This is a genomic window from Sphingopyxis sp. KK2 (genome assembly GCF_001990265.1).
Lineage (GTDB): Bacteria > Pseudomonadota > Alphaproteobacteria > Sphingomonadales > Sphingomonadaceae > Sphingopyxis.
Window position 1 is genome coordinate 1 of sequence record NZ_LYVN01000051.1, and the last position, 25,295, is coordinate 25,295.

General features: G+C 67.5%; 22 protein-coding genes and 1 pseudogene. 12 read left to right on the forward strand and 11 right to left on the reverse strand.

The features are described from left to right. The 7 genes and pseudogenes from B1A78_RS10505 to B1A78_RS10535 all read left to right on the forward strand — a co-directional run. Window positions 1-315: pseudogene (locus B1A78_RS10505) on the forward strand (ribonuclease E/G); the annotation flags it as partial. Window positions 316-437: 122 nt separating this feature from the next. Next, window positions 438-1,838 (forward strand): M48 family metalloprotease, encoded by a 1,401-nt coding sequence (locus B1A78_RS10510; protein WP_372236874.1) that lies wholly within the window; start codon window positions 438-440, stop codon window positions 1,836-1,838. Window positions 1,839-1,894: 56 nt separating this feature from the next. Beyond that, complete coding sequence (locus tag B1A78_RS22075; protein ID WP_083734049.1) at window positions 1,895-3,514, forward strand: DsbA family protein; 1,620 nt, start codon at window positions 1,895-1,897, stop codon at window positions 3,512-3,514. A gap of 4 nt (window positions 3,515-3,518) precedes the next feature. Next, the gene (locus tag B1A78_RS10520; RefSeq protein ID WP_077146920.1) at window positions 3,519-5,114 is read left to right on the forward strand and encodes a tetratricopeptide repeat-containing sulfotransferase family protein; all 1,596 of its coding nucleotides are present in this window, start codon (window positions 3,519-3,521) and stop codon (window positions 5,112-5,114) included. A 148-nt stretch (window positions 5,115-5,262) separates the two neighbouring features. After that, complete coding sequence (locus tag B1A78_RS10525) at window positions 5,263-7,764, forward strand: TonB-dependent receptor (RefSeq protein WP_077146921.1); 2,502 nt, start codon at window positions 5,263-5,265, stop codon at window positions 7,762-7,764. A gap of 4 nt (window positions 7,765-7,768) precedes the next feature. Further along, entirely contained in the window at window positions 7,769-9,097 is a 1,329-nt protein-coding gene (locus B1A78_RS10530; RefSeq protein WP_083734050.1) for an APC family permease, read from the forward strand. A gap of 245 nt (window positions 9,098-9,342) precedes the next feature. Next, window positions 9,343-11,331, forward strand: coding sequence for an AAA family ATPase (locus B1A78_RS10535; protein WP_077146936.1), 1,989 nt, complete (start codon window positions 9,343-9,345; stop codon window positions 11,329-11,331). On the opposite strand, the gene B1A78_RS10540 is transcribed toward B1A78_RS10535, so the two are convergent. Together B1A78_RS10540 and B1A78_RS10545 are read right to left on the reverse strand one after the other, a co-directional pair. Then, a complete protein-coding gene (locus B1A78_RS10540; protein WP_077146937.1) occupies window positions 11,290-12,897 on the reverse strand; it encodes an NAD(P)/FAD-dependent oxidoreductase in 1,608 nt (535 codons plus the stop codon). The genes B1A78_RS10535 and B1A78_RS10540 overlap by 42 nt on opposite strands. Further along, the gene (locus tag B1A78_RS10545) at window positions 12,894-14,069 is read right to left on the reverse strand and encodes an aromatic ring-hydroxylating dioxygenase subunit alpha (RefSeq protein ID WP_077146922.1); all 1,176 of its coding nucleotides are present in this window, start codon (window positions 14,067-14,069) and stop codon (window positions 12,894-12,896) included. Before B1A78_RS10545 ends, B1A78_RS10540 begins: the two co-directional genes overlap by 4 nt. Window positions 14,070-14,102: 33 nt before the next feature. On the opposite strand from B1A78_RS10545, the gene B1A78_RS10550 reads away from it, so the two are divergent. After that, on the forward strand, window positions 14,103-14,693 hold the full coding sequence (locus tag B1A78_RS10550) for a TetR/AcrR family transcriptional regulator (protein ID WP_077146923.1): 591 nt from the start codon (window positions 14,103-14,105) through the stop codon (window positions 14,691-14,693). A 6-nt stretch (window positions 14,694-14,699) separates the two neighbouring features. Here the strand turns inward: B1A78_RS10550 and B1A78_RS10555 are convergent, their stop codons facing one another. Both B1A78_RS10555 and B1A78_RS10560 read right to left on the reverse strand, forming a co-directional pair. Continuing rightward, complete coding sequence (locus B1A78_RS10555) at window positions 14,700-16,073, reverse strand: M20/M25/M40 family metallo-hydrolase (RefSeq protein ID WP_077146924.1); 1,374 nt, start codon at window positions 16,071-16,073, stop codon at window positions 14,700-14,702. Window positions 16,074-16,131: 58 nt separating this feature from the next. Further along, window positions 16,132-16,725: a TetR/AcrR family transcriptional regulator gene (locus B1A78_RS10560; RefSeq protein ID WP_077146925.1), complete on the reverse strand. Its 594-nt coding sequence runs from the start codon at window positions 16,723-16,725 to the stop codon at window positions 16,132-16,134. Between the two features lie 72 nt (window positions 16,726-16,797). Between B1A78_RS10560 and bdcA the strand changes: the two genes are divergently transcribed. After that, window positions 16,798-17,511: an SDR family oxidoreductase gene (bdcA, locus tag B1A78_RS10565; RefSeq protein WP_077146926.1), complete on the forward strand. Its 714-nt coding sequence runs from the start codon at window positions 16,798-16,800 to the stop codon at window positions 17,509-17,511. 42 nt (window positions 17,512-17,553) lie between these two features. Here bdcA and nth read toward each other — a convergent pair whose 3' ends face one another. From nth to dapB, 5 genes are read right to left on the reverse strand one after another with little or no spacing between them, the layout of a single operon-like run. Next, window positions 17,554-18,210 (reverse strand): endonuclease III, encoded by a 657-nt coding sequence (gene nth / locus B1A78_RS10570; protein ID WP_077146938.1) that lies wholly within the window; start codon window positions 18,208-18,210, stop codon window positions 17,554-17,556. Beyond that, a complete protein-coding gene (locus B1A78_RS10575) occupies window positions 18,207-19,385 on the reverse strand; it encodes a M48 family metalloprotease (RefSeq protein ID WP_077146927.1) in 1,179 nt (392 codons plus the stop codon). The genes nth and B1A78_RS10575 overlap by 4 nt, the downstream gene beginning before the upstream one ends. Before the next feature lie 22 nt (window positions 19,386-19,407). Then, window positions 19,408-19,932, reverse strand: coding sequence for a hypothetical protein (locus tag B1A78_RS10580; protein WP_083734054.1), 525 nt, complete (start codon window positions 19,930-19,932; stop codon window positions 19,408-19,410). Between the two features lie 22 nt (window positions 19,933-19,954). After that, complete coding sequence (locus tag B1A78_RS10585) at window positions 19,955-20,893, reverse strand: YwqG family protein (RefSeq protein ID WP_077146928.1); 939 nt, start codon at window positions 20,891-20,893, stop codon at window positions 19,955-19,957. Then, a complete protein-coding gene (gene dapB / locus B1A78_RS10590; RefSeq protein ID WP_077146929.1) occupies window positions 20,890-21,618 on the reverse strand; it encodes a 4-hydroxy-tetrahydrodipicolinate reductase in 729 nt (242 codons plus the stop codon). The genes B1A78_RS10585 and dapB overlap by 4 nt, the downstream gene beginning before the upstream one ends. A gap of 163 nt (window positions 21,619-21,781) precedes the next feature. Here dapB and B1A78_RS10595 point away from each other — a divergent pair, with 163 nt between their 5' ends. Beyond that, window positions 21,782-22,486: an NAD-dependent deacylase gene (locus B1A78_RS10595; RefSeq protein ID WP_077146930.1), complete on the forward strand. Its 705-nt coding sequence runs from the start codon at window positions 21,782-21,784 to the stop codon at window positions 22,484-22,486. Here the strand turns inward: B1A78_RS10595 and tadA are convergent. Next, a complete protein-coding gene (gene tadA, locus B1A78_RS10600) occupies window positions 22,483-22,941 on the reverse strand; it encodes a tRNA adenosine(34) deaminase TadA (protein ID WP_077146931.1) in 459 nt (152 codons plus the stop codon). The two genes, B1A78_RS10595 and tadA, sit on opposite strands and share 4 nt — an antisense overlap. Before the next feature lie 260 nt (window positions 22,942-23,201). Here tadA and rpmB point away from each other — a divergent pair, with 260 nt between their 5' ends. Then, on the forward strand, window positions 23,202-23,495 hold the full coding sequence (rpmB, locus tag B1A78_RS10605; RefSeq protein ID WP_077146932.1) for a 50S ribosomal protein L28: 294 nt from the start codon (window positions 23,202-23,204) through the stop codon (window positions 23,493-23,495). A 197-nt stretch (window positions 23,496-23,692) separates the two neighbouring features. On the opposite strand, the gene B1A78_RS10610 is transcribed toward rpmB, so the two are convergent. After that, complete coding sequence (locus B1A78_RS10610) at window positions 23,693-24,664, reverse strand: esterase-like activity of phytase family protein (protein WP_077146940.1); 972 nt, start codon at window positions 24,662-24,664, stop codon at window positions 23,693-23,695. Window positions 24,665-24,852: 188 nt separating this feature from the next. Here B1A78_RS10610 and B1A78_RS10615 point away from each other — a divergent pair, with 188 nt between their 5' ends. After that, complete coding sequence (locus B1A78_RS10615; protein WP_077146933.1) at window positions 24,853-25,260, forward strand: glycine zipper 2TM domain-containing protein; 408 nt, start codon at window positions 24,853-24,855, stop codon at window positions 25,258-25,260. Window positions 25,261-25,295 lie beyond the last annotated feature (35 nt).

The window sequence follows — 25,295 nt, forward strand, 5'->3', positions numbered from 1 at the left end:
CCGCAGCCGCGCCGCACCAAGGCGCAGATTGCCGCCGACGAAGCGGCTGCCGCGGCTGCGGCCGAAGCACCCGCCGAAGCGCCTGCCGAGGCCGTCGCCGAGGCGCCGGTCGAGGTCGAAGCCGAGCCCGCCAAGCCCGCGCCGAAGAAGCGTGCGCCGCGCAAGACCAAGGCCGCTGCCGCCGCTGCCGCCGACGAAGCGGCGACGGCATCGACCGAAGCCGCCGCGCAGGACGGCGAACCCGTTGCTGCGGGCGAAGGCGATGCCACCGACGGCGAACCGCGCCGCGGCTGGTGGCAGCGCACCTTCGGCTGACCCCGACGCGCGGCACTTGATCGCATCGCAGCGACAGCGGCCTTGCCACCGAGCGTCCTGAACCCCAATAAGCCCTTATGGCTTCAGTTGAGGTTCAGGCGCTCGGCGCAAGGACGCACCCGATGAGTTTTTCCCTGCCGCAGCCCGCACGCCGGGCCCATGGCTGGCATATGCTGGCCCGGATGATGCTGACCATCGTCCTGCTGTTCGCGGTCGCGGCGCGCCCCGTGGCGGCGCAGTCGATCCTGCGCGACGCCGAAACCGAGGCGCTGTTCCAGGACATGATGGATCCGCTGCTGGTCGCCGCGGGACTCCAGCCGGGGCAGGTGCGCGTCCATCTGCTCGGCGACCGCAGCATCAACGCCTTTGTCGCGGGCAGCCAGGACATCTATGTCTTCAGCGGGCTGATCGAGGCCGCCGACAGCGCCGAAGAGGTGCAGGGCGTGCTCGCGCACGAACTGGGCCATGTCATGGGCGGCCATGCGATCCGCGTGAACGAGGGCGCCAAGACCGCGACGGGCATTTCATTGCTCAGCCTGCTGCTCGGCGCCGCGGCGATCGCGGCGGGCGGCGGCGAGGCGGGCATGGGGATCATGATGGCGGGCCAGCAGGCGGCGCTGGGCAAGTTCCTCGCCTTCAGCCGCGTCCAGGAATCGACCGCCGACGCCGCCGGCGCGCAATATCTGTCGAAGGCCGGGATCAGCGGGCGCGGCAGCCTCGCCTTTTTCAAGAAGCTCCAGAATCTCGAATTCCGCTATGGCGTCAAGCAGGACGACGACCAGGCCTATGGCCGCACCCACCCGATGTCGGGCGATCGCATCCAGGCGCTGCGCGAGGTCTATGTCATCGACCCGGCGTGGGACAAGCCCGCAGACCCGGCGATCGAGGCGCGTTTCCAGCGCATCAAGGCCAAGCTGTCGGGTTATATCGCCGAGCCCGAACGGACGCTGCGCAAATATCCCGAGAGCAACAAGAGCGTCCCCGCGCGCTATGCCCGCGCCTATGCCTGGCACAAGAGCGCCTATCCCGAAAAGGCGCTGGCCGAGGTCGAGGGCCTGCTCGCGACCAATCCGACCGATCCTTATTTCCTCGAGCTCGAAGGCCAGGTGCTGCTCGAATCGGGGCGGCCCAAGGAAGCGATCCCGGCGCTGCGCAAGGCGGTCGCGGAATCGCGGTCGCAGCTGATCGCCGGGACGCTGGGCCACGCGTTGATCGCGACCGAAGATCCGGCCAATTTTGCCGAGGCCGAAGAGGTGCTGAAGACCGCGGTCGCGCTCGACAATGAAAATCCCTTCGCCTGGTACCAGCTCGGCATCGTCTATGCGAACAAGGGCGACCAGCCGCGCGCCGCGCTCGCCTCGGCGGAACGTTACAGCCTCGAGGGTGGACAGGCCGAGCTTGCGATGCGTAACGCCGATATGGCGATGCTGGGCCTTCCCGAAGGGTCGCCCGACTGGATTCGTGCACAGGATATTTCGCTGGTTGCGCGCGCCGAGGTGGAACGGACGCGCAAACGACGCTAGATTCGCGCGCATGAAGCGGGGAACGCATCGTCGATATCGATGCGCAAGGGCAACAAGTGACTGATAAAAAAGACGATTATTACCAGCCGTGGCTGCGCGACCCGGCACCGACGCCGGCGCGCGACGAGCCGCACGCGCCCGCGGGGCAGGCCGACGCGCCCGACGATGGCGGGCTTGCCAAGCCGCGTGCGGTGCCGCCGATCGGGCTCGACGTGTCGCGCTATCCCGCCGAGGAGCGCATGCCGCGCCGGCCCGCGATCGACGGCGAGCGGCTGAAGGCCGGCGCCGGCGGGGTGTGGCGCGCGGTCCGCGACGGCAGCAGTGCCTTTGCCGACTGGACGATCCGCCTCGGCGAACAGGCCGATGTGCCCGCGCGCGTCGAGGCGATGGAAATCCCGCGCCGCTCGCGCGAACTCGCTGCCCGCACCGCCGACGTCACCGCCCGCGCGGCCAAGGCGATCGGGCGCGGCACGGTCCGCGGCGGCGCGGCAGCGGGCGCCGCAAGTTCCAAGGCATGGGAAAAGATGGCGCTCGGCGAAAAGGTCGGCAAATTGTCGAGCGAGGCACAGCGCGGGCTGGGCGATGTCGCGGGCAAGGCCGGCGAGGCGCTGGGCCAGGCGGCGAAAGCCGGCAAGGACAGCTTGGGCGACGCGGCGAGCAAGCTGCGCCCCGCACCGCGCGAAGAGGCCGAACCGCCGGCATCGGGACTCGAACAATTGCTCGCGCGCGAGGCCGAGGAGCAAGCGGCGGCGGACAAGGCCGCCAAGCCCGCCGCGCCCGACCTGCCGCTGTTCGCCAGCGAACCCGGCATCGAACTCGCCGCGCCCAAGGCGAAAACGACCAAGGCGGCCGCGGCGACCCCGCCGCCGTCGGTATCGGCCCCCGCCCCCGACGATCGCATGCCACCGCATCGCCCGGCCCCGTCGCGCGGCGGATCGGGCGGCGGGCTTGCCCTGCCCGCCCCCGGCTGGATCGTCGCGCTCGTCGCGCTGCTGCTGCTCGGTGCCGCCTTCTGGCTCGGCGGCCGGTTCGGCGGCGGCCTGTCCAAAAGCGAGGTCGAGACGATCGTCGCCGACTATATCAAGGCGAACCCCGAGATCATTCCCGAGGCGCTGACCGCGCAGCGCGACCGCGAGATGGCGAAGGCGATCAACGCGATCCGCCCCGCGCTCGAAAAGCCCTATGCCGGCGCCTGGGCGGGCAATGCCGACGGCGACGTGACGCTGACGGTCTTCACCGACTATGCCTGCGGCTATTGCCGCGCCAGCCTGCCCGACCTCGACCGGCTGATCCGCAGCGACCGCCAGCTGAAAGTCGTGTTCCGCGAACTGCCGATCATCGCGCCGCAGAGCCGCGATGCCGCGATCATGGCGCTCGCCGCGGCGCGGCAGGGCAAATATGACGCCTTCCACCACGCGATGTTCGCGGCCTCGTCGCTCGACGCGGCGGGAATCGCGGCGGCAGCCGAAAAGGCGGGGGTGGTGACCGACGGCACCGCCGATGCGACGGCGAACGAAGCGCTGTTCCAGCGCGAGCTCGACAGCAATCTTGCGATCGCCAACCAGCTCCAGCTCAACGCGACCCCGACCTGGATCGTCGGCGACGAGATGCTGCAGGGACAGCTCGGTTACGACCGGCTGCGCGCCGCGGTTGCCAAGGCGCGGGCCAAGGGGTGACGCGATGACCGGGCGCGCCGCGCAAAGCTCGATCAGCCGGGCGGTCCGCAATCCCGAACTGATGGAGGCCGCGCTCGCGCTCTACGAGGGGCGGCTGCACGATGCCGAACCGGTGCTCAAGGCGCATCTGAAACGCGATCCGTTCGACGTCGCGGCGATCCGCATGCTCGCCGAACTCGCGGCGCGGATCGAGCGCTATCGCGATGCCGAGGCGCTGCTGCGCCGTGCGCTCGACCTCGCGCCCGATTTCCTTGCGGCGCGATCGAACCTCGCGACGGTGCTCCATCGCCAGGGGCGGTCGGGCGAAGCGGTCGAGGAGCTCGAAAAGCTGCAGCAGATCGACCCCGACAATCTGATGAACGCCAATCTGAAGGCGGCGGCGCTGGGGCGTGTCGGTGAATTCGACGAGGCGCTCGAGCTGTACGAACAGGTGCTCCGGAGCTTCGGCAAGCAGCCGAAGATCTGGATGTCCTATGGCCATATGCTCAAGACGGTGGGGCGGCAGGCCGATGCGGTCGCGGCGTATCGCAAGGCGCTCGAGCTCGCACCGGCGCTCGGCGAAGTGTGGTGGAGCCTCGCGAACCTCAAGACGCTGAAATTCGACGCCGCCGACATCGCGGCGATGGAGGCGGGGCTCGCGCGGGGCGACATCGCCGCCGAGGACCGTTTCCACCTGCATTTCGCGCTGGGCAAGGCGCATGAGGACCAGGGGCAGGCGGCAGCGGCGTTCGACCATTATGCGACGGGCAATGCGCAGCGCAAGGAACTGCTGCCCTATGACGCCGAACAGACGCGCGCCGCAGTCGACCATGCGATATCGCTCTACACACCCGATTTCCTGGCGGCGCGCAGCGACCATGGCGCGGCGAGCGCCGATCCGATCTTCATCATCGGCATGCCGCGCGCCGGATCGACGCTGATCGAACAGATATTGTCGAGCCATTCGATGGTCGAGGGCACGATGGAATTGCCCGACATCCCCAAACTCTATGCCAAGGCGCGGGGCATGGGCGGCATCGCGGCGCTGTCGGCGGACGATGCGCGCGCGCTGGGCGAGCAATATCTGCGCGACACGTTAGTGCAGCGGAAGAGCGACAAGCCCTTCTATATCGACAAGCTGCCGAACAACTGGCTGCACACGGGCTTCATCGCGCTGATCCTGCCCAACGCGAAGATCATCGATGCGCGGCGCCACCCGATGGATTGCTGTTTTTCGAACTTCAAACAGCATTTCGCGCGCGGGCAGGCGTTCAGCTACGACCTCGCCGACATGGGGCGCTATTATGCCGACTATACCCGGCTGATGGATCATTTCGACACCGTGATGCCGGGGCGCGTCCACCGCGTTTTCCACGAGCGGCTGATCGACGACCTCGAGGGCGAAGTGCGCGCGCTGCTCGATTATCTGGGGCTGCCGTTCGAGCAGGCGTGCCTCGATTTCCACACCAACGAGCGCGCGGTGCGCACCGCGAGTTCGGAGCAGGTGCGGCGCCCGATCAACCGCGACGGCGTCGGCCAGTGGCGCGCGATGGAAGAATGGCTGGACCCGCTGGTCGATGCGCTGGGGCCCGCGCTGACGCAATATCCCGCCCGCCCCTGAGGCGAATGTTGCAATTTTGTCATAGTGCCGACGAAACATCTGTCGGCGCTCTCCATTTGGCGGCGGCGCGATTGACGGCGCGGTGAAACTGTTCAAGCTTCGCTTTCCGCCGCTGCAACGGCGATCGCACATATCAGGGGGGTCTTTTATGCGGGTCCAATTTTCGCGCCGTGCGCTGCTTCTGGCATCGCTGTCCGGCGCGGTGCTGTCCTCGACGCCGGCGCTGGCGCAGGATGCCACACCGGCCGCCGACAGCGGTTATGACGACGAAATCATCGTCACCGCGCAGAAGCGCGAGGAAAATCTGCAGAATGTCCCGATCAGCATCCAGGCGCTGGGCACGCGCAAGCTCGACCAGCTGAACGTCACCAATTTCGAGGATTTCTCGAAGCTGTTGCCGAGCGTGTCGTTCCAGTCGAGCCAGCCGGGCGTCACCACCGTCTATATGCGCGGCGTCGCGAGCGGCGGCGACGGCAACCATTCGGGCTCGCTGCCCAGCGTCGGCGTCTATCTCGACGAACAGCCGGTGACGACGATCGGCGGCACACTCGACGTCCATGTCTATGACATCGCGCGCATCGAATCGCTCGCGGGGCCGCAGGGCACGCTGTACGGCGCCTCGTCGCAGGCGGGCACGATCCGCATCATCACCAACAAGCCCGACACCAGCGGCTTCGAAGGCCGCGTCGACGGCGAGCTCAACACCGTGAAGAGCGGCGGCATGGGCGGCAAGATCGAGGGCATGATCAACGCCCCGATCAGCGACATGGCGGCGGTGCGCATCGTCGGCTGGTACCAGCGCGATGCGGGCTATATCGACAATGTTCCCGGCACGCGCACCTTCTGCGCCGCCGCCGACGATGGCGAAGGCGGCGTGACCTGCGGCCCCGGCGGGATTTCGGTCAACAACAACGCCTTTGTCGAAAAGAATTTCAACGACGCCGAAGTTTATGGCGGTCGCGCCGCGTTGAAGGTCGACCTCGACGACAATTGGACGATCACTCCGACCGTGCTGTATCAAAAGCAGAAGAGCAGCGGCGTCTTCTCGCAGGATCCGCGCGTCGGCGACCTGCAGACCCAGCGCTTCTATCCCGACGCGCGCACCGACAAGTTCATCCAGGCGGCGCTGACGATCGAGGGCAAGATCGGCAATTTCGACCTGACCTATGCGGGCGCCTATCTCGATCGCAAGGCATATCAGATCAACGACTATACCGATTATGCCGAAGCCTATGACGCGCTCTATACCGATTACGGCGGGCTCGCCGGCTATTTCTATCTTCAGGACAATGCCGGCAACACGATCGATCCGCGCCAGTTCATCATCGGGACCGACCATTTCCGTAAGATGAGCCAGGAGCTGCGCATCGCATCGCCGCAGGACGAGCGCTTCCGCGTCGTCGGCGGGTTGTTCTACCAGCGCCAGAGCAATCAGATCCACCAGGATTATATCATCCCGGGTCTCGCCGACTCGCTGTCGGTGAACGGCCGTCCGGGCACGCTGTGGCTGACCGAGCAGAAGCGCGTCGACAAGGATTATGCCGCGTTCGGCGAAGCAAGCTTCGACATCACCCCGACGATCACGCTGACCGGCGGCGGGCGATACTATAAATATGACAACAGCCTGATCGGCTTCTTCGGCTTCGGCCGCAATCCGAACGGCCCGCCGTTCAACGGCGCGGGAAGCTCGCGGACCGGCGTCGCGGGCTGCTACACGACGACGGGCGCAATCCTGCGCGACAATCCGGGCGGCACCTTGTTGCCCGCGGCGGTCGAGGGCGGCCCCTGTACCAACCTTGCCGACTATGTGAACGGCGAGCTGGTTCCCAAGCGCACCAAGGACACGGGCTTCACGCACCGCGTCAACCTGACGTGGAAGCCGAGCGAGGATGTGATGACCTATGCGACCTGGTCGCGCGGTTTTCGTCCGGGCGGCATCAACCGGCGCGGCACGATCGCGCCCTATGACGCCGACTTCCTGACCAATTACGAACTTGGCATCAAGACGACGCTGGCCGACGGCAGGGTCCGGTTGAACGCCGCCATCTATCTGCAGGACTGGAAGCGCTTCCAGTTCTCGTTCCTCGGCGAAAACAGCTTCACCGAAATCCACAATGGTCCGAACGCGCGGATCAAGGGGATCGAGGCGGATATCAACGTCCGGGCGACCGACGGCCTGACCTTCACCGCCGCGGCGTCGTTCACCGATGCCAAGACCAAGAACAACCTCTGCGCGATCGACGATCCGACCTATCAATGTACCGATCCCGGCAACTCGATCTCCGCGGAAAAGGGAACGCGCCTGCCCGTCACGCCGAAATTCAACGGCAATGCGACGGTGCGCTACCAGTTCCCGGTCGGGCCCGGCGAGATGCATTTCCAGTCGGTGATCGCGCATCGCAGTTCGGCGACGCCCGATATCCGCGTCACCACGGCGGACGCGCTGGGCCGGATCAAGGGATCGACGACGGTCGATTTCGCCGCCGGGTTCGAATGGAGTTCGTACAGCTTCGAACTGTTCCTGGCGAACGCGTTCGACGAGCGCGCGCAGCTCGCGCGCTATTCGAACTGCGGCCAGTGCGACGGGCGGGTGCAGGTGCTGGTGAACCAGCCCCGGACGATCGGGGCGCGGCTGGGCGCCAAGTTCTGATCGGGTGACCGACACGCCAACCAACAGCGAAAGGCCGGGCCAAAAGCTCGGCCTTTTGATGTGCGTCGCGCTCGGCATGGGCAATATGATCGGGTCGGGGGTGTTCCTGCTCCCGCGCGATCTGGCCCCGCTGGGGTGGAACGCGATCATCGGCTGGGGGGTGTCGATCGCCGGCACCCTGTGCCTCGCGGTCGTGTTCGCGCGGCTGGCGCGGCGACTGCCCGAGGGCTGCGCGGCCTTCACTTATGGCGCGGCCGCCTTCGCCCCCGGGACCGGGTTCATCGTCGCATGGAGTTACTGGATCAGTTGCTGGACCGTCGTCGCGACGCTGGCGGTCGCGGCGATCAGCAATATGTCGATCCTGATGCCCTGGCTGGGCGATGCGGGCGCCGCCCCGGCGTGGATCGCGATCGGGTGCATCTGGTTCTTCACCCTCGTCAACCTGTTCGGCGTCCGCCGCGCCGGCGGGGCGCAATTGCTGACTTTGGGGCTGAAGCTGATCCCCGTGATCGGCGCGGTGATCGTCGGCGTCTGGGCGCTCGGCAGCGGCGCGGCACCACCGCCCACCATGGCGGGCACCGAACCGGTCAGCCTGTCGGGGGTCAGCTCGGCGGCGACGCTGACCCTGTTCGCCCTGCTCGGTTTCGAAAGCGCCTGCGTCGTCAGCGACCGGGTGAAGGACCCCGAACGCACGATCCCGCGCGCGACGGTGATCGCGGCGGCGGCGGTCGGGCTGCTCTACCTCCTGTCGTGCACGACGGTAACGCTGATGGTGCCGCTCGAAACGCTGCAGGGTTCGAACGCCGCCTATGCGACCTTCTTCGCGCGGTTGGTCAGCCCCCAGGCGGGCGACGTCGTCGCGCTGTTCGCGGCGATCGCGGCGCTCGGTGCGCTCAACGGCTTCGTGCTGCTGCAGGGAGACATCCCGCGCGACCTGGCGCACCGCCGGCTGCTCCCCGACGCCTTCGCCCGCGACAATAAATATGCGTCGCCGTGGATCACGCAGCTGGTGTCGAGCAGCCTTGCCAGCGTGATCGTCTACGCCAACTACTCGCGCGGGCTTGCCGACCTGTTCGCCTTCATGGTCAAGGTGACGACCTCGACCGCGATCATCCTCTATATCGTCGGTGCGGCGTCGGCGCTGGTGCTCGAACGGCAGGGCACGATCAAGGTCTCGGTGGGCTTCGCCGCGGCGACGATCGCCGGTTTCGCCTATAGCTGCTGGGCCTTTTACGGCGCCGGGCTCGAGGCGAGCGTCTGGAGCGTGCTGATGACCGCTGCGGGCCTGCCGATCTATCTCGCGATGCGCCGCGCACGGCCCGCTGCCGCCTGATATCTTGCCCCGAATCGCAAAATCGCCTATCGGGCGCATCCCGCTGGCCCATATCCGGGCCTTTTTGGAGACGTGACGTGTCGGACCGCCGAATAACACAGGGTTTGAATCCCTGCGGCATCCGCCCGCTGTCGTAGCGCGTTTTTCCTGACGCGGTGCGCCTCGGGCGCTGCCGCAATTTCCAACCCGCCATCATCACTTCTGCCGTCGGGCGCCGTGCGTCCGCCGGCCGCAGGCAGGTATATATGTTGCACGACAGCCATTGGGCGCGCGCACTCGCGCGCGCCGTCGCCACCGATCATCGGGGCAAGACCAAGACCGGCCGGGCTTTGCTCGGCTGGGCCCGCGCGCACGCCGCCGCGCTCGGGTTCGACGACAAGACCGTCGCGCGCGCCGCGCTGCTCGGGGTTCACGCCCCGGCGCCCGGTGAGCGCGAGGACGAAAGCCTGTTGCAGGCGAACCGGCTGGCCGACGCGCTCGACCTCGCCGCCGAGGAGCGTGCGCTGCTGCTGCTCGCCACCGCGATGGAGCGCGGACCGCTGACGCGCAGCCTTGCCAAGCTGGTCGAGGGCGAGGCGCTCGACATGGAGGTGCTCGTCGGGACGCTTACCGGCTTTGCCCCGCATGCGCTGCGCACCGCCGAAGTGGTGCGGCTCGACCTCGTCGGGCGCTGGACGAGCAAGGCGGGCAAGGTCGAGTTCGGCCTCTGCTGGTCGTTCGAGCGGTTGCTCGACGCGAGGACCGGGCAGCATGAAAGCCTGATCGACGGCCTGCTCGGCCGGCGGCAGGCCGCGCGCCATGCGATCGCCGACTTCCCCGCGCATCAGCGCGAGGCCGATCTCGCGCTCGCGCTGCTGCGCGGGGCGTTGGCCGGCGGGGCGCGCGGAATCAATATCCTGATCCACGGCCCGCCGGGAACGGGAAAGACCGAACTGGCGCGTACGCTCGCGGCGACGCTCGGCGAGCCGCTGCATGGCGTCGGCGAGGCCGACAGCGACGGCGACGAGCCGAGCCGGTTCGACCGCGTCGCCGCGCTGCGGCTTGCGCTGCGTACGCTCGAAAAGCGTGGGCGTGCGCTGCTGCTGTTCGACGAGATGGAGGATATGCTCGGCAATGCGCAGGTCGAACAGGATGGCCGCGTCCGCAACCGCGCGGGGTCGAAGCTGTTCGTCAACCGGCTGCTCGAGGATAATGTCGTCCCCGTGATCTGGACGTCGAACTGCATCGCCGATGTCGATCCGGCGATCCTGCGCCGGTTCAGCCTGTCGATCCGCATGGATTTTCCCGGCATGGCGCACAGCCCGGCGATGCTGGGCCGCATCAGCGGCGAGGAACAGGTCGCGGTCGATCCGGCGCTTGCCGCGCTCGCTGCACGCGCGCCCGAAACCACGTCGCTGTTCCGCGTCGCTGCGCGCGCGGCGGCGCTCGCGGGCGACGCCGGCAGCGCGAGCCGCTTCGCGGGTTCGATCCTCGGCGCGATGCGCGGCGAGGCGGTCGAGCCGCGCGCACCGCGTGCCTTCGACGAGGCGCTGCTGACCGCCGATACCGACCTGCCGGCGCTGTTCGCGAGCTTGGCGCGCGAAGGCGGTCCCGCCGATTTCTCGCTGCTGCTCACCGGGCCGCCGGGGACGGGAAAGACCGAGGCGGTACAGGCGCTGGCGCGGCGGCTCGGGCGGCCGCTGCACGTCAAGCGCGCGTCGGACCTGATGTCGAAATGGGTCGGGGAGACCGAGAAGGCGATTGCGCAGGCCTTTGCCGAGGCGCGGCGGCAGGGCGCGATGCTGTTCTTCGACGAGGTCGATTCGCTGCTCGCCGACCGGCAGGGCGCGTCGCAAAGCTGGGAGGTGAGCCGGGTCAACGAGCTGCTGACCTGGATGGAGGATCATCCCCTGCCCTTTGCCGCCGCGACCAACCATGCGGCGAAGCTTGACCCCGCGTCGGCGCGGCGCTTCGTCTTCAAGGTCGAGATGCGTCCGCTCGACGCGGCGCGGACGCGGCGCGCGTTCGGTCATTTCTTCGGGCGCGGGGCACCGGCGATGCTGGATCAGCTCGGCGGGCTGACGCTCGGCGACTTTGCGGTCGTCGCGCGGCAGCTGCGCTTTACCGGCGCGCTCGACGATGCGGCGCTGGTCGACCGACTGCGGCGCGAGCGCAAAGCGCGACCGGCGATGCCGCAGCCGATGGGGTTCGGGTCAGACGCGCCATTTGGGCGCGAAGAAACCCCGGTCGCGTAGCACCACCTCGGCGGCGTTGTGCCCCGGCGCGCCGGTGACGCCGCCGCCGGGGTGCGCGCCCGCGCCGCACATATAGAGGTTCTTCACCGGCCCGCGATAGCCGCCGTTGCCGAGCACCGGACGCGCCGCCCAAAGCTGGTCGAGCGTCATATTGCCGTGCATGATGTCGCCGCCGATGAGGCCGAACTTGCGTTCGAGACCCTTGGGCGACAGGCGCGTCTGGCCGACGATGCTGGCGCGGAAGCCGGGGGCATGTTCCTCGACGGTATCGATGATCGCGTCGGCGGCGGCGCCTTCCTCATCGTCCCAGTCGCGGCCATCAGGTAGCTCGGGCGCGAATTGCTGGCAGAAGAGGCTGGCGACATGCTGGCCGGGAGGCGCGAGGCTGTCGTCGACGGTCGAGGGGATGAGCATCTCGACGATCGGCTTCTTCGACCAGCCATATTGTTTGGCGTCGAGGAAGGCGCGGTCCATATAGTCGAGCGTCGGCGCGAGGATGATCCCCGACTGGTGGTGCTCGCCCGGTTCGGGGAGACAGGTGAATTTGGGCAGCTCCGAAAGCGCGACATTCATGCGGAAGGTGCCGCTGCCCGCCTTGAAACCGCGGATGCGGCGCTGGAAATCGCCCGGCAGGTCCGACGCATCGATCAACCGTTCGTACAGCAGCTTCGGGCCGACATTGGCGATGACGCGCGCGGCGGCGATCTCCTCGCCGCCGACGAGTTTCACCCCGACCGCCTTGTCGCCGTCAACCAAGACCTTTTCGACGGGGCTTTCAAGGCTGATCTCGACGCCGAGGTCGCGGCAGACCTTCGCCATGATCTCGGTGATCTTGCCCATGCCGCCGACGCTGTGGCCCCACGCGCCCTTCTTGCCGTTCACCTCGCCGAAGACGTGGTGGAGCAGGACATAGGCGCTGCCCGGCGTGTCGGGGCTGGCGTAATTGCCGACGACGGCGTCGAAACCGAAGGCAGCCTTGACCGCCTCGCTCTCGAACCAGCTGTCGAGCATCGTGCGCGCCGATTTGGTGAAGAGATCGAGCACGTCGCGCTGTTGTTCGAGGCTGAGTCCCGCGAAGCGCCGCCCCTGCCGCGCCCCGTCGATGAGGGTACGGAAGCCTTCGCCCACATTGGGGGGGACGCGTAGCGCGAGGTCGCGGAGCAGTTCGGCGACATTTTCGAGCGCATCATAATAGGCGGGCAGCACCTCGGCATCGTGCAGGCTGAACTTGCGGAACTCGGCCTGCGTGCGTTCGAGCCCGCCGCCGAGTTTCAGATAACCGCCATCCTCCTGCGGCAGGAAGTTGCTGATCGGCCGTTCGATGACGCGGTAGCCATGATCGGCGAGCTTCATGTCGGCGATCACCTTGGGCTGGAGCAGGCTGACGGTGTAGCTCGCGACCGAATTGCGGAAGCCCGGCGCGAACTCCTCGGTCACCGCGGCGCCGCCGACGACGTCGCGCGCCTCGACGATGCGGACCTTCAGCCCCGCCCTCGCGAGGTAGAAGGCACAGACGAGGCCGTTGTGGCCGGCGCCGATAATCAGGGCGTCATAGGCTTTGGTCATGCTTTGCTCCATCCCGCACGCGGGGCTTGTTCGAGGCGGGATTCGGGGATGATGTCGCGCATGCGCGAACAGAAATGCTTGAGGCAGACTTCCTTGTCGCTGAGCGGGCCCATCGAAAAGCTTTTCGATTGCATGCCCGCCTGGACGCGGGTGATCAGTTCGGTGTCCTCGGCATTGACCTGGCGGTTGATGCGCCAGTTCAAATAGCGCGCGGCCTTCATCTCGCGGCGGTCATCGGGGAGGACGTACGAGATTTCGCGGATCAGGCAGGTCGTCGGCCCGGTCGGCAGCCACTGCATGAAGTCGACCTGGTCGGGATAGATGTCGAAGGCGACATTGGGCCACAGCTTGAAATAGAGCCAGTGACGCTGGCGATCCTCGGGCAGATGCGGGACGGGCGGCAGCAGCCGCTGGTACATGCGTTCGGACCAGTTGGCCGAGGGCCGGTCGATCAGGTCACCCCACATGCGGTCGACATTGTCCTCGGCCTCGACGCCATAGCTTTTGCCGAACAGGCGGGTGAGGCCGGGATGCGCGACGGGGATGTGGAGACCGTCCGAATAATTGTCGCCGACATTCTTCCAGTTCACCGCGCGCGGGCGGAGCGTGACGCGGCCCAATGCGCCGAGCTGCTCGAAGCGATAAGGTTCGACCATCGGCTCATAGGGCGCCATCATCGCGGCGACCGAGGGGCCGCCGTCATCCTCGAGCCGAACGAACCAGAAGCCGCGCCATTGGTCGAGGCCGACGGGGACGAGGCCCGCCTTGCCCTTGTCGAGCGTCGGGTAGCTCGCCGAATCGGGCACGCCGGTCAAGCGCCCGTCGAGATCGTAGGTCCAGGCGTGATAGGGGCAGACGAGCTTTTTCGCGCAGCCGGTGGCGCCATCGACAAGACGCGAGCCGCGGTGGCGGCAGACGTTGGTGAAGGCGCGCACGACGCGGTCGGCGCCGCGGACGAGGATCACGCTTTCGCCGCAATAGTCGATGCTGTGCCAGTCGCCCGCGTTCGGGATGTCGCTGTCGTGGCAGACGACCTGCCAGCTCGGGCGGAAGATGCGGTCGATTTCGGCGGCGTGGAAATCGGGATCGCTGTAGGTCCAGGCGGGCAAGGACCAGCCGTCGAGCGGGTCGATGTTCTGGAAGTTGTCGAAAGTGTCGCGCAGCGTTGCCATGAGTCGATCCTTGTTGTACATACGTATAACAAGATGGCCGCCGCTCGCCAAGCCTTTACGCGCGAAAGCGCCGACGCCCGCCGGGCCGACCTGATCGAGGCGACGGCTGCGGTGCTCGCCGAAGCGGGCCTTGCCGGCACGAACGTGCGCGCGATCTGTGCGAAGGCGGGGGTGTCGCCCGGGCTTTTGCGCCATTATTTCGGCGGCATCGACGATCTGGTCGCGGCCACCTATCAGGCGACGAGCGACCGGATGGACCTGATTTTCGCCGGCGCGGTCGAGGGCGCGGGCGCCGATCCCCGCGCACGGCTGACCGCCTATCTCACCGCCAGCTTTCGCCCGCCGGTGACCGACCCCGAACTGCTCGGCGCCTGGACCGCCTTTTGGGCCTTGGCGAGAAGCGACGCGCGCATGGCGGCGATCCATGCGACAAGCTACGCCGGTTATCGCGCGCGGCTGGGCGAATTGCTCGCCGCGTGCGGCGCGGCCGATGCCGACCGACTGGCAATCATGCTGACCGCGATGGTCGACGGATTGTGGCTCGAACTGTCGCTCGACGCCGAAAGTTTCGGCGCCGAGGCGGCAGTTCAGATGGTCGAGCGCGCGGTGGGAGCGCTCGTTTAGCCGTCGTTATTTCGACAGCGTCCGCAGCAGATAGTCCCAATGCGCGAGCGCGGGGACGATCGCATCGACGGGGACGCGTTCGTTGAGGCCGTGGGCGTAGCTGTCGCTCGCCTTCGAGAAGAGGCCCGCGACGCCGTAGCTCGGCACGCCCTGGATGCGGAAATGATAGCTGTCGGTCGCCCCCGCGCTCATCGACGGGATGATCGGCAGGCCGGGGGCGCGGGCGTGGACCGCCTTGGTCACCGCACTCACGACGTCGGGACGCAGCGGCGAGGCGTCGCTGGCGCTGGCGTCGGGATCGGGGTTCACCTTGACCGCGGGGTCGGCGATCACCTTTTCGAGTTCGGCGCGCACCGTTTCGACGGGGACGCCGGGGAAGATGCGGCAGTTGATGTTCGCGGTCGCACGCTGGGGCAGCGCATTTTCGGCATGGCCGCCCTTGACCAGCGTCGGCACGCAGGTGGTGCCGATCTGGCCGACATATTCGGGGTCGGCGCGGATCGCGGCAATGGCTTTCGCATCGGTCGGATCGGCGGCAAAGGCCCGGAGCGCCGCGCCGATCTCCCCGCCGACCTGGTCGGCGACGATCGGCATGCCGACCCTGGTCAGTTCATTCTGCTGCGGCGTGAAGCGATAGGCGCCGACCTTGGCGAGCGCGTTCGAGAGCTGGACGATCGCGTTGGTCGCCGACGGGCGCGAACTATGGCCGCCGGGGTTGGTGACCTCGAGCGTGAAGTCGGCATAGGTTTTTTCGCCCGCCTGCAGCCCGTAATATTTGGGCTTGCCGTCCTCGCCGATCAGCCCGCCGCCGCCGTCGCCGTTCAAGGCAAATTCGGCGTTCTTATATTTGGCGGCGAGCGCGCGCGTCGTCGTCATCGAGGTTTCCTCGTCGCCCGAAAGCAGCAGGATGATCGAGCGCTTGGGCTTGAAGCCATCCTTCTTGAGCTGTGCCATCGCGGCGACCATCATCGAGACGTCGAACTTGTTGTCCTCCGACCCGCGGCCGAAAATATAGCCATTCTCCTCGACCGGCACGAAGGGATCGCGCGTCCAGTCCTTCGCGTCGGCCTCGACCACGTCCATATGGCCGAGCAGCACGATCGGCTTGCCTTGTCCCGTTCCCTGGAGCGTCGCGGCGAAGGTTGCGGTTTCGCCCATCGGGGTGATGACGATATCGGCATCGGTGTACCCCGCGGCTTTCAGGACGCCGGCATAATAGGCCGCCAGTTCGGGCACCTTGCCGCGCCCCTCGACCGTCGGGATCGCGATGCTGTCCATCAATATCTTCTTCGCCGTGTCGGCGTCGGCGGGTTTGGCGTGGACAGGCGCGGCGGCGGCGAGCGCGGCGGCGAGGGCGAGCGGAGCGATCAGGTTGCGCATGGCAACGGGTTATGCCGCGTCCGTCCGCCTTCGCAAGAGGATATAGGGCGGGCGGCGATCAGCCGGGCAGCGCCTGCGCGAGCACGCCGCCCGCGAGCCGGGCGGTGGCGAGCAGGCGCGGCAAATCGTGGCCGCTGCGCGCCTTCGCCGACAGGCCCGACATCGTCGTGCTGACGAAATCGGTGACCGCATCGGCCTCGCCCGGATGGCGCGCCGCGATATAGTCGCGAATGAACGCCTCGGCGCCGAGGTTGAGCGCGCGGGCAGCCTCACGCGCGCCGTCGTCGGTGCAGCGCGTGCCTTCGAGCACGAGGCAGCCGCCCGCCGCCGGATCGGACGCATAGCGGCGCGCCGCCTCTTCGAGCATCGCGGCGAGGCCGTCGGCGACCGCGACGTCGGGACGCAGGATGTCGGCGAGCGGGATCGCCTCGGTGCCGGTCCAATGATCGAGCACGCGCTGGTAAAGCCCGGCCTTGCTGCCGAAAGCAGCGTAGAAGCTCGGCGGATTGATGCCGAGCGCATCGGTGACGTCGGCGACGCTGACCGCGTCATAGCCGCGCGCGTGGAAGAGTTTCTGCGCGGTGGCGACCGCGGCGTCGGGATCGAAGCGCCGCGGTCGGCCGCGCGAACCCGATTTATTTGTAACGACCATTACAAAATACCTTGACGATGGCTTTCCGAATTTTATGTAGTGATCCCTACATTAATAAGCAAGGAGTCTCCAATGTCCGATTTTGCTGGAAAATCCGTTCTCATCCTCGGCGGCAGCCGCGGTATCGGCGCGGCGATCGTCCGCCGTTTCGCCGCCGATGGCGCCAAGGTCGTCTTTACCTATAACGGGTCGCAGGGCGCCGCCGAGGCGCTCGCGGCCGAGACCGGCACCACTGCGGTGCCGACCGACAGCGGCGAGCGCGACGCGGTGATCGCGCGGGTGCGCGAGAGCGGGCCGCTCGATATCCTGGTGGTCAACGCGGGCTTCGCGCTGTTCGGCGATGCGCTCGACCTCGACGCCGACGACGTCGACCGGCTGATCCGCGTCAATGTCAACGCCCCCTATCATGCGTCGGTCGAGGCGGCGCGGCAGATGCCCGAGGGCGGAAGGATCATCGTCATCGGGTCGGTCAACGGCGACCGCATGCCCGTGCCCGGCATGGCCTCCTACGCGCTGAGCAAGTCGGCGCTGCAGGGCATGGCGCGCGGGCTGGCGCGCGATTTCGGGCCGCGCGGGATCACGATCAACATCGTGCAGCCGGGACCGATCGACACCGACGCCAATCCCGAGGACGGCCCGATGCGCGAACTGATGCACGGTTTCATGGCGATCAAGCGCCACGGCCGGCCCGAAGAGGTGGCGGGCATGGTTGCCTGGCTCGCGGGTCCCGAGGCGGGCTTCGTCACCGGCGCGATGCATACGATCGACGGCGCGTTCGGGGCGTGAGGTGGGCGGGGGCGGCCGTGCGGTCGCCCCCGACGCGACGGGTCAGGCCGCCTTCTTCGCCTTTGGCGCCGGCGTCTTGGGCTTGTAGCGGCACAAATCGTCGACCGGGCAGCGCCAGCATTCGGGGGTGCGCGCCTTGCAGATGTAGCGGCCGTGGAGGATCAGCCAGTGGTGCGCGCCGACGCGGAAGGGCTGCGGCGTGTCCTTCTCGAGCTTCTTTTCGACCGCGAGCACGGTCTTGCCCGGTGCGAGGCCGGTGCGGTTGCCGACGCGAAAGATGTGGGTGTCGACCGCGAAGGTTTCGGCGCCGAAGGCGCAGTTCATCACGACATTGGCGGTCTTGCGCCCGACGCCGGGCAGCTCGACGAGCGTGTCGCGATCGGCGGGCACCTCGCCGCCGAAGTCGCGGACGAGGATTTCGCTCAATGCGATGACATTTTTCGCCTTGGCGTTGAACAGCCCGATCGTCTTGATGTGCTGTTTCAGCCCCTCCTCGCCGAGGTCGAGCATCTGTTGCGGGGTCTCTACATCCTGAAAGAGCAGCCGCGTCGCCTTGTTCACGCCGACGTCGGTCGCCTGCGCCGACAACACCACCGCGACGAGCAGCTGATAGGTGTTGCCGAATTGCAGCTCGGTCTCGGGGCTGGGGTTGAGCTCGGCGAGGCGGCGGTAGAATTCGAAGATGTCGGCCTTTTTCATCGCGCGGCGGGCGGCTTTCCGGCCGGGTGCGCCGCCTTCCACTCCATCGCGGCGCGAACGCGGCGTTCGACCGAGGGGTGCGAATAGAAGAGGATTTCCTCGACCGCATTCGGGCGCGGGTTGCGATATTCGGCGGTCTTGACCAGCGCGCTCGCCATCGCGTCGGGCAGGTTGACCGTCTGCACCGAATAGAGATCGGCCTCGGTCTCGCCCTTGCGCACCACCCAATTCTGCACCGGCTGCGCGAGCAGGCTGAAGAGCGAAACGATGAACATCAGGACGGGGAAACCGCGCGCATCGGCCAGCCCCGCGTCGCTGCCGAAGAGGCGCGCGAAGCGAGGAAACAGCCGGTCGGCGAGGAAGAAGAGCAGGATCGCGAGCAGCGAAAAGACGGCAATCATCCACCAGAGCTGGCCGAGGACATAATGGCCGATCTCGTGCCCCGTCACCGCCTTCACCTCGTCGAGCGAGGCGCCTTTCAGCGCGACGTCCGAAATCGCGATGCGCGCCGAATGGCCGAGGCCCGAGACATTGGCGGTGAAATTGTTCGACTGGCGCGAACCGTCGAAGACGAAGATGCGCTCGGGTTCGATGCCAGCCGCCTTTGCCTGCCCTTCGAGCGCGTCGCGGACTTCGCCGGCGGGCAGCGGCTTGTAATCGTTGAAAAGCGGCTCGATGACGATCGGCGAGACGAGCAATATGCCAAGGATCGCGGTCGCGGCGAGGCCGCCCGACCAGATCCACCAGCGCCGTCCGGCGCGGCGGATCAGCGCGTAGATGCCGAGGAAGAAGAGCGCGCCGAACAATGTGCCGATGACGAGCGAGATCGCCGACTGCGCAAGATAGTCGCCGAGCGGCTGGCTGGTGCGGCCATAGGCACTTTCGCGGAAAAAGCCGGTGTAGAGGTCCCACGGCAACGTCAGCAGTGCCGAGAGCAGGAGGAAGGCCGCGCAAATCAGGAAGGTACGGACGGCCCAGCCGCGGCGTTCGAGTTTTGCCGAAATGCGGTCGAGGATGCGCAGCCGCACGAAGAGGAAGGTCACGATCGCGGCGACGACCACGTTCCACAGGAGCAGCCATTCGCTGCCGGTGGTATAGGCCGCCGCCTTTGCCAGCGCGGCGGGGCCGAGGCCGTCGATATAGGCGGCGGTGGCGGCGGCGGGATCGAAGCTCATCGGCGATTCCTTTGCGAGACGATCAGCGCAGCCAGCGGCTGAGCGAGGGGAAGGCGGGCTTGCCCTCGGCGAGCGCGGTGCGCAGGTCGGCGGTCATGCCATAGAGGCCGAGCATCGGCGCGCCGATATAATGGCCGGTGGCGAAGCTGCTGCGCAGCTTCGCCGAATCGCCGCGATAGCCGCCGTCGTGGAACAAATGGCGCATCGGCAGTTCGCACGGCAGCGACGCGGCGTAGGACCAGGCGATCGCGACCATCTCGTCGGTCGCGTCGGCCTCGAGCGGGCCGAGGGTCGGGCGATCCTCGGGCGCGACGGCGGCGATGTGCCCCGCCTCGTGGAGCAGGTCGCCCGGCCAGACCGGCGTGTCGGGGTCGATGAGGATGCGGCCCTCGACGATCGCGAGGCCGCCGAGCAACTGCTCCTTCGCGTCGCCGATCCAGTCGACCGCGATGCCGATCTCTTCGAGGAAGGGCAGGATTCGCGCCGCGGCCGCTTCGCCGCCGCCTTCTTCGCGCCATGTGCAGGCCGCTGCGGTTACCTTGGTCATCAATCGCCCCCTTGGCCCCTGCCTAATGGCAATCCCACGAGAAAGCGACCCGCGAGAAATCGCGTGCGGCAAGATCGGCGGCGCGGATCAGGAACACCGCCTCGCCCATATCGCCCCAGAAGACATGATCGTCCGAGGTCAGGCGGAGCAGGACCCGGTCATAATCGTCGAGGTGGCACGGGCGGCGGAAGTCCGACTGGGTGAAGGCGGGGTGGCCGCCGACATGATGGACCATCGGTTCGGCGCGCGCGGGGTCGTGAATCCAGTCCTCGATCGCGCCGAAATTGGGGCGATTGCCGAGGCCGTCGAGCAGGCCCTCGACGCGGAAGTCGTTCGCCGAGGGCCGGTGCGTCGCCGGCGTGGCGACGAGCGCGAGACCGGTGTCGCGCACGACGTCGGTGAGCGGACCGGTCGGCTCGTCCTGCGGCGGCGGTTCTACCAGCGATCCGGCAGGCAGTCCGTCGGGATGCCAGATCAGGTGGATCACCGAACGGTCGGGATGGTCGAAATCGGCACCCATGAGGTCGTCGCGCTGGGTGAAGAGTTGCAGCACGCCGGTATCGGGGAAACCGTCGATCGCGGGCAGATGCGCGAAGTCGAGCTGCGCGACGAAATCGAAGGGCTGACCCGCGGCGTCGGCGGGCCATTCCTGCCCTTCGGCGATCCACACCGGACCGCCGAGGCGGCAGCCGTCGGCGCGAACCGGCAAAGCAGGATCGGGACGCAGTTCGGCGGCGGGCAGCGCATGCGCGGGGAACCAGTCGCGGATCGCGGCGACCTCGGCCTCGGTCAGCGGCGGGCCGGGCGGATTGCGCGCGTCATATTTGGCCTTCCACGCCGTGGTTTCGGCCTGCCAGGCTTGGCGACTCTTGCGCTCGGCGAGCAGCCCGCGAACCCAGCGCCCCGCGAAAAAGGCCAGGACGAGCGCGGCGCAGAGCAGCCCGAAGCGTTCGGGGGTCATGCCAGCCCGAGCACCTGCGGCATGGTGTAGCGGCCGCGCGGCTGGTCGATCAGCCAGAGCGCCGCCTTTACCGCGCCGCGCGCGAAGATCATGCGGTTTTCGGCACGGTGCGCGAGGGTGATCATCTCCTCATTGCCCGCGAAGATCACGTCATGGTCGCCGGCGACGGTGCCGCCGCGCAGGCTGGCGAAGCCGATCTTGCCATGGCCGCGCGCGCCGGTGACGCCGTCGCGGCCGCGTTCGGAGCAGGTGTCGAGGCCGATGCCGCGCCCCTCGGCCGCCGCCTGTCCGAGGAGCAGCGCGGTGCCGCTCGGCGCGTCGACCTTCATCCGGTGGTGCATTTCGACGACCTCGATGTCCCAGTCGGCGTCGAGGCGGCTCGCCGCCTCGCGCACCAGATGCGCGAGCAGCGTGACGCCGAGCGAGGTGTTGCCGGTCTGGAGTATCGCGATGTCCTGCGCCGCATCGTCGATCAGATAATGATGGCGTTCCTCGAGCCCGGTGGTGCCGATGACGATCGGGGTCTGCGCCGCGACACAGGCGTCGAGCGTCGCTTCGAGCGCGGCGGGCGAGGAGAAGTCGACGAGCACGTCGGCGTCGGCGGCGAGCTTGGCGATATCGCCGCCCTTGTCGATGCCGCAATGGCGCGCGCCCGCCTCGGCCGCCGCGGCGGCGAGCACGATACCCATCCGGCCCTGGCTGCCGACGATGCCGATGCTGGTCATATTCCGTCCCCTATGCTTCGGCCCTCCCTTAGCCGTTCGCATCGAGCGAAGTCGAGATGCCCATCGTTGCAACGTGTCTCGACTTCCACCATCGGTGGAAGTTTATCCTGAGCGCCTGCTAAAGGCAGTCGAAGGGCTCGACACGAACGGATAGAGAGAGGGCATGAAGGACATCCAGAATATCGTCATCCTGACCGGCGCGGGCGTGTCGGCCGAGAGCGGCATCGACACGTTTCGCGACGGCGGCGGATTGTGGGAGCAGCACCGCGTCGAGGATGTCGCGACGCCCGAGGCCTTTGTCCGCGATCCCGACCTGGTCCACCGATTCTATGATGCGCGGCGCGAAGCGATCCAGACCAAGCTGCCCAATCCGGCGCATGACGCGCTGGCGCGGCTCGATGCGGCGTGGCCGGGCGAGCTGCTGATCGTGACGCAGAATGTCGACGACCTGCACGAGCGTGCGGGGGCGAAACGGCTGATCCATATGCATGGCGAGCATCTGAAGGCCTGGTGCACCGCGTGCGACACGCGCAGCGACTGGACCGGGACGCTGATCGACCGGCCGGCGTGCCCGGTTTGCGGGGTCGCGGGACAGCTCCGCCCCGACATCGTGTGGTTCGGCGAGATGCCTTATGAGATGGAGGCGATCTACCACGCGCTGAACCGCGCCGACCTGTTCGTGAGCATCGGGACGTCGGGCGCGGTCTACCCCGCCGCGGGCTTCGTGCGCGAGGCGCGGGCGAGCGGCGCGCGCACGCTCGAGCTCAACATGGAGCCGAGCCAGGGATCGCACTGGTTCGACGAGGCGCGGCACGGACCGGCGGGCGTGCTGGTTCCCGCCTGGGTCGAGGAGATGCTCGCCGCCTAGCGCCGCGCGGCGAAGAAGCTCCTGAGCAGCGCCGCCGCCTCGTCGGCGCCGATCGCGTCGTAGACCTCGGGGCGGTGATGGATCGTCGGTTGCGAGAAGACGCGCGGACCGTGGACCACCGCGCCGCCCTTGGGATCGTCGGCGCCATAATAGAGGCGCGCGATGCGGGCGTGGGCGATCGCCCCGGCGCACATCGCGCAGGGTTCGAGCGTGACATAGAGGTCGCAGCCGTCGAGCCGTTCGTTGCCGAGCTTTGCCGCCGCGGCGCGAATCGCCACGATCTCCGCATGCGCGGTCGGGTCGTGCGATTCGCGCGGGCGGTTATGCCCCTCGGCGATGACGACTCCGTCCTTGACCACCACCGCACCGACCGGCACTTCGCCCCAATCCGCCGCGATTCGGGCGAGATCGAGCGCGCGGCGCATCGGTTCGGGCAAAGGGAAATGGGCTGTCATTGTCGGTTCCTGCTGCGCAGGAACGCCCGGCACCGGCCCGCTCCCCCACCCGGCCTCCCATAGGCTACTATCGTTGGGGAGGCCGGGTGGGGGAGCGGGCCGGTGCCGGATCCACGCAGTGGAAAACGCCCTAATCGCTTGACGAATCTCCGGCAAGCCGATAAGCGCGCGCCTTTCCCGGCTCACTCCGGTCCTGCATGCCCCGTATTTTACGGAAGCGCCCGGACGCCGAACCGAAATTTTGAACGAGGACAGATATCATGTCGCGCATCTGCGAACTGACCGGCAAGGGTCGTATGGTCGGCAACAATGTCAGCCACGCCAACAACAAGACCAAGCGCACCTTCCTGCCCAACCTGCAGAATGTGACCTTGCTGTCGGACGCCCTCGGCAAGGGTTTCAAGCTGCGCGTGTCGACGCACGGCCTGCGCACCGTCGAGCACAACGGCGGCCTCGACAACTGGCTGATCAAGGCCGGTGACGACCAGCTGTCGGCTTCGGCGCGCAAGCTGAAGAAGGAAGTCACGAAGAAGCTGGCCGAAAAGGCCGCCTGAGCTTCTTTCCAAGCTTTCTAATCGCATCAAGGCGGCCGGTTTACCGGGCCGCCTTTTTGCTGTGCGGCGCGCTGCGCCCGGCTCCGAAGCTCGTCATTGCGAGCGAAGCGAAGCAATCCAGGGCGGTTACCGCTACTCTGGATTGCCGCGTCGCCTTCGGCTCCTCGCAATGACGATGGGTTTTGACGACCCGCTGCTCACTTGTCCGGCAGGTCGACCAGTTCGAACTTCAGGAGCAGGCTGCGTTGCCAGCTGTTGAAATTATCGTCGGCCACCAGCCATAAGATGGTCTTGCCGCCCTCGACCGTCACCGCCGCGCCTTCGTAATTTTCGCGCAGGGCTTCGGGCACCTGGCCGATCGCGATCGAGCGGACGACGGCGCCGCGCCGGATATCGGCGGGATCGACGATCGCGAGGGTCGTCGTGAACAGCGGATCGAGCCCGAGCTTGCGGTGGACGAGCAGGATGCGCCCGTCGGGGAGCGGCGCGGCGTCGCTGACCTGCCCCTTGCCCGCGGCATCATAATAGAAAAGCAGCGGCGGCTTGCCGGGGACCGCAGGATCGTCGGTGTAGACGAGGCCTTCGGTGCCGAAATCATTACGATCCTCGCCTTCCGAAAAGAGGATCGTTCGCCCGTCCTTGAGCCGCACCATCGCCTCGGGACCGCGATTCGCGGGCCAGGCGTAGAGCGCGGGCGAGCGGCGGCGCGATTCGACGCGCGTCATCGCGGCATCGATGCGCCAGACCTGGTTGATCCCCTCGAGCGCGACCCACAGCTTGCCGGTGGCGGGGTCGAGCACCAGTGCCTCGGCATCGGTGAAGGCCTTGCGCTTCGGGCTGCGCGGCGGCGTGGGTAGCGGACGAATCGCCACGTCGGAAACCAACCCGTCGGCGCCGAGCGTCAGCCGCGTCATCTGACCATTGTCGCCGATCAGCAGGAAGCGCCCGTCGCCGCGATACGCCACGGCGGAAAAGCCGCCGAACAGGCTGTTGCGGCTGGTCAGGCGCCAGCCCGCGACGAAACGCAGGCTGCCGGTATCGCCCGCCGGATAGACAAGCGGCCGCGCGGTCGCCGTCTGGCTGTGGTCCACCACGGGATAGCGAAAGCCGGTCCATGGCATCGGGCCGATCGTCAGGAAGATGAGGGCGGCGGGGAGGAGGCGGCGCATCATGGCGGGCCTAAAGCCATCGCGTGACAAAGGAAAGCGCGCGAAAGCGCGGCCGAAGATGAACCCCCGGCAACGCACCCTGAACCTCAGCCAACAGCCAGTTCAGGGTCGGCTCAAGGCGAATCACCTAGAACCTCTTTCATCGACCACTGCCCAGACGGGCCGAAGACGAAAGAAGGAGACAGACAATGAAAAAGATGGTGACCCTCTCGATCGCCGCCCTGATGTCCACCGCGACGCTGGGCCTCGCCGCCACCCCCGCGGCGGCGCAGAACGGCTATTACGACCGCGACGGCTATTCGAGCTATGACGCCCGCTACGGCCGCGACGACCGTCGCTATGATCGCCGTTACGACCGCCGCGCCGACCGCCGCGATTATCGCAACGATCGTCGTTACGACAACCGCTACAACAACCGCAATTATCGCCAGTGCGACAACGGCACCGGCGGCACGATCATCGGCGCGATCGCCGGCGGCCTCGCCGGTCATGAAATCGCCGGCCGCGGCGACCGCACCGTCGGCACGATCATCGGCGGCGCTGTCGGCGCCATCGCCGGTCGCGCCATCGACAAGGGGAATGACGGCTGCCGTTAAGGGCAGGCCCGACCCCCAATAATCTTTCCTTTGCT

What these genes read in the sequence shown, in the direction of transcription:
- B1A78_RS10595 (WP_077146930.1), top strand. Translation starts at nt 21,782, where the DNA reads ATGAAGGACATCCAGAATATCGTCATCCTGACCGGCGCGGGCGTGTCG.
- B1A78_RS10580 (WP_083734054.1), bottom strand. Translation starts at nt 19,932, where the DNA reads ATGACCAAGGTAACCGCAGCGGCCTGCACATGGCGCGAAGAAGGCGGC.
- B1A78_RS10555 (WP_077146924.1), bottom strand. Translation starts at nt 16,073, where the DNA reads ATGCGCAACCTGATCGCTCCGCTCGCCCTCGCCGCCGCGCTCGCCGCC.
- rpmB (WP_077146932.1), top strand. Translation starts at nt 23,202, where the DNA reads ATGTCGCGCATCTGCGAACTGACCGGCAAGGGTCGTATGGTCGGCAAC.
- nth (WP_077146938.1), bottom strand. Translation starts at nt 18,210, where the DNA reads ATGAAAAAGGCCGACATCTTCGAATTCTACCGCCGCCTCGCCGAGCTC.
- B1A78_RS10615 (WP_077146933.1), top strand. Translation starts at nt 24,853, where the DNA reads ATGAAAAAGATGGTGACCCTCTCGATCGCCGCCCTGATGTCCACCGCG.
- B1A78_RS10585 (WP_077146928.1), bottom strand. Translation starts at nt 20,893, where the DNA reads ATGACCCCCGAACGCTTCGGGCTGCTCTGCGCCGCGCTCGTCCTGGCC.
- B1A78_RS10520 (WP_077146920.1), top strand. Translation starts at nt 3,519, where the DNA reads ATGACCGGGCGCGCCGCGCAAAGCTCGATCAGCCGGGCGGTCCGCAAT.
- B1A78_RS10540 (WP_077146937.1), bottom strand. Translation starts at nt 12,897, where the DNA reads ATGACCAAAGCCTATGACGCCCTGATTATCGGCGCCGGCCACAACGGC.
- B1A78_RS10610 (WP_077146940.1), bottom strand. Translation starts at nt 24,664, where the DNA reads ATGCGCCGCCTCCTCCCCGCCGCCCTCATCTTCCTGACGATCGGCCCG.
- B1A78_RS10550 (WP_077146923.1), top strand. Translation starts at nt 14,103, where the DNA reads ATGGCCGCCGCTCGCCAAGCCTTTACGCGCGAAAGCGCCGACGCCCGC.
- bdcA (WP_077146926.1), top strand. Translation starts at nt 16,798, where the DNA reads ATGTCCGATTTTGCTGGAAAATCCGTTCTCATCCTCGGCGGCAGCCGC.
- B1A78_RS10545 (WP_077146922.1), bottom strand. Translation starts at nt 14,069, where the DNA reads ATGGCAACGCTGCGCGACACTTTCGACAACTTCCAGAACATCGACCCG.
- B1A78_RS10535 (WP_077146936.1), top strand. Translation starts at nt 9,343, where the DNA reads ATGTTGCACGACAGCCATTGGGCGCGCGCACTCGCGCGCGCCGTCGCC.
- B1A78_RS10510 (WP_372236874.1), top strand. Translation starts at nt 438, where the DNA reads ATGAGTTTTTCCCTGCCGCAGCCCGCACGCCGGGCCCATGGCTGGCAT.
- tadA (WP_077146931.1), bottom strand. Translation starts at nt 22,941, where the DNA reads ATGACAGCCCATTTCCCTTTGCCCGAACCGATGCGCCGCGCGCTCGAT.
- dapB (WP_077146929.1), bottom strand. Translation starts at nt 21,618, where the DNA reads ATGACCAGCATCGGCATCGTCGGCAGCCAGGGCCGGATGGGTATCGTG.
- B1A78_RS10575 (WP_077146927.1), bottom strand. Translation starts at nt 19,385, where the DNA reads ATGAGCTTCGATCCCGCCGCCGCCACCGCCGCCTATATCGACGGCCTC.
- B1A78_RS10525 (WP_077146921.1), top strand. Translation starts at nt 5,263, where the DNA reads ATGCGGGTCCAATTTTCGCGCCGTGCGCTGCTTCTGGCATCGCTGTCC.
- B1A78_RS10560 (WP_077146925.1), bottom strand. Translation starts at nt 16,725, where the DNA reads ATGGTCGTTACAAATAAATCGGGTTCGCGCGGCCGACCGCGGCGCTTC.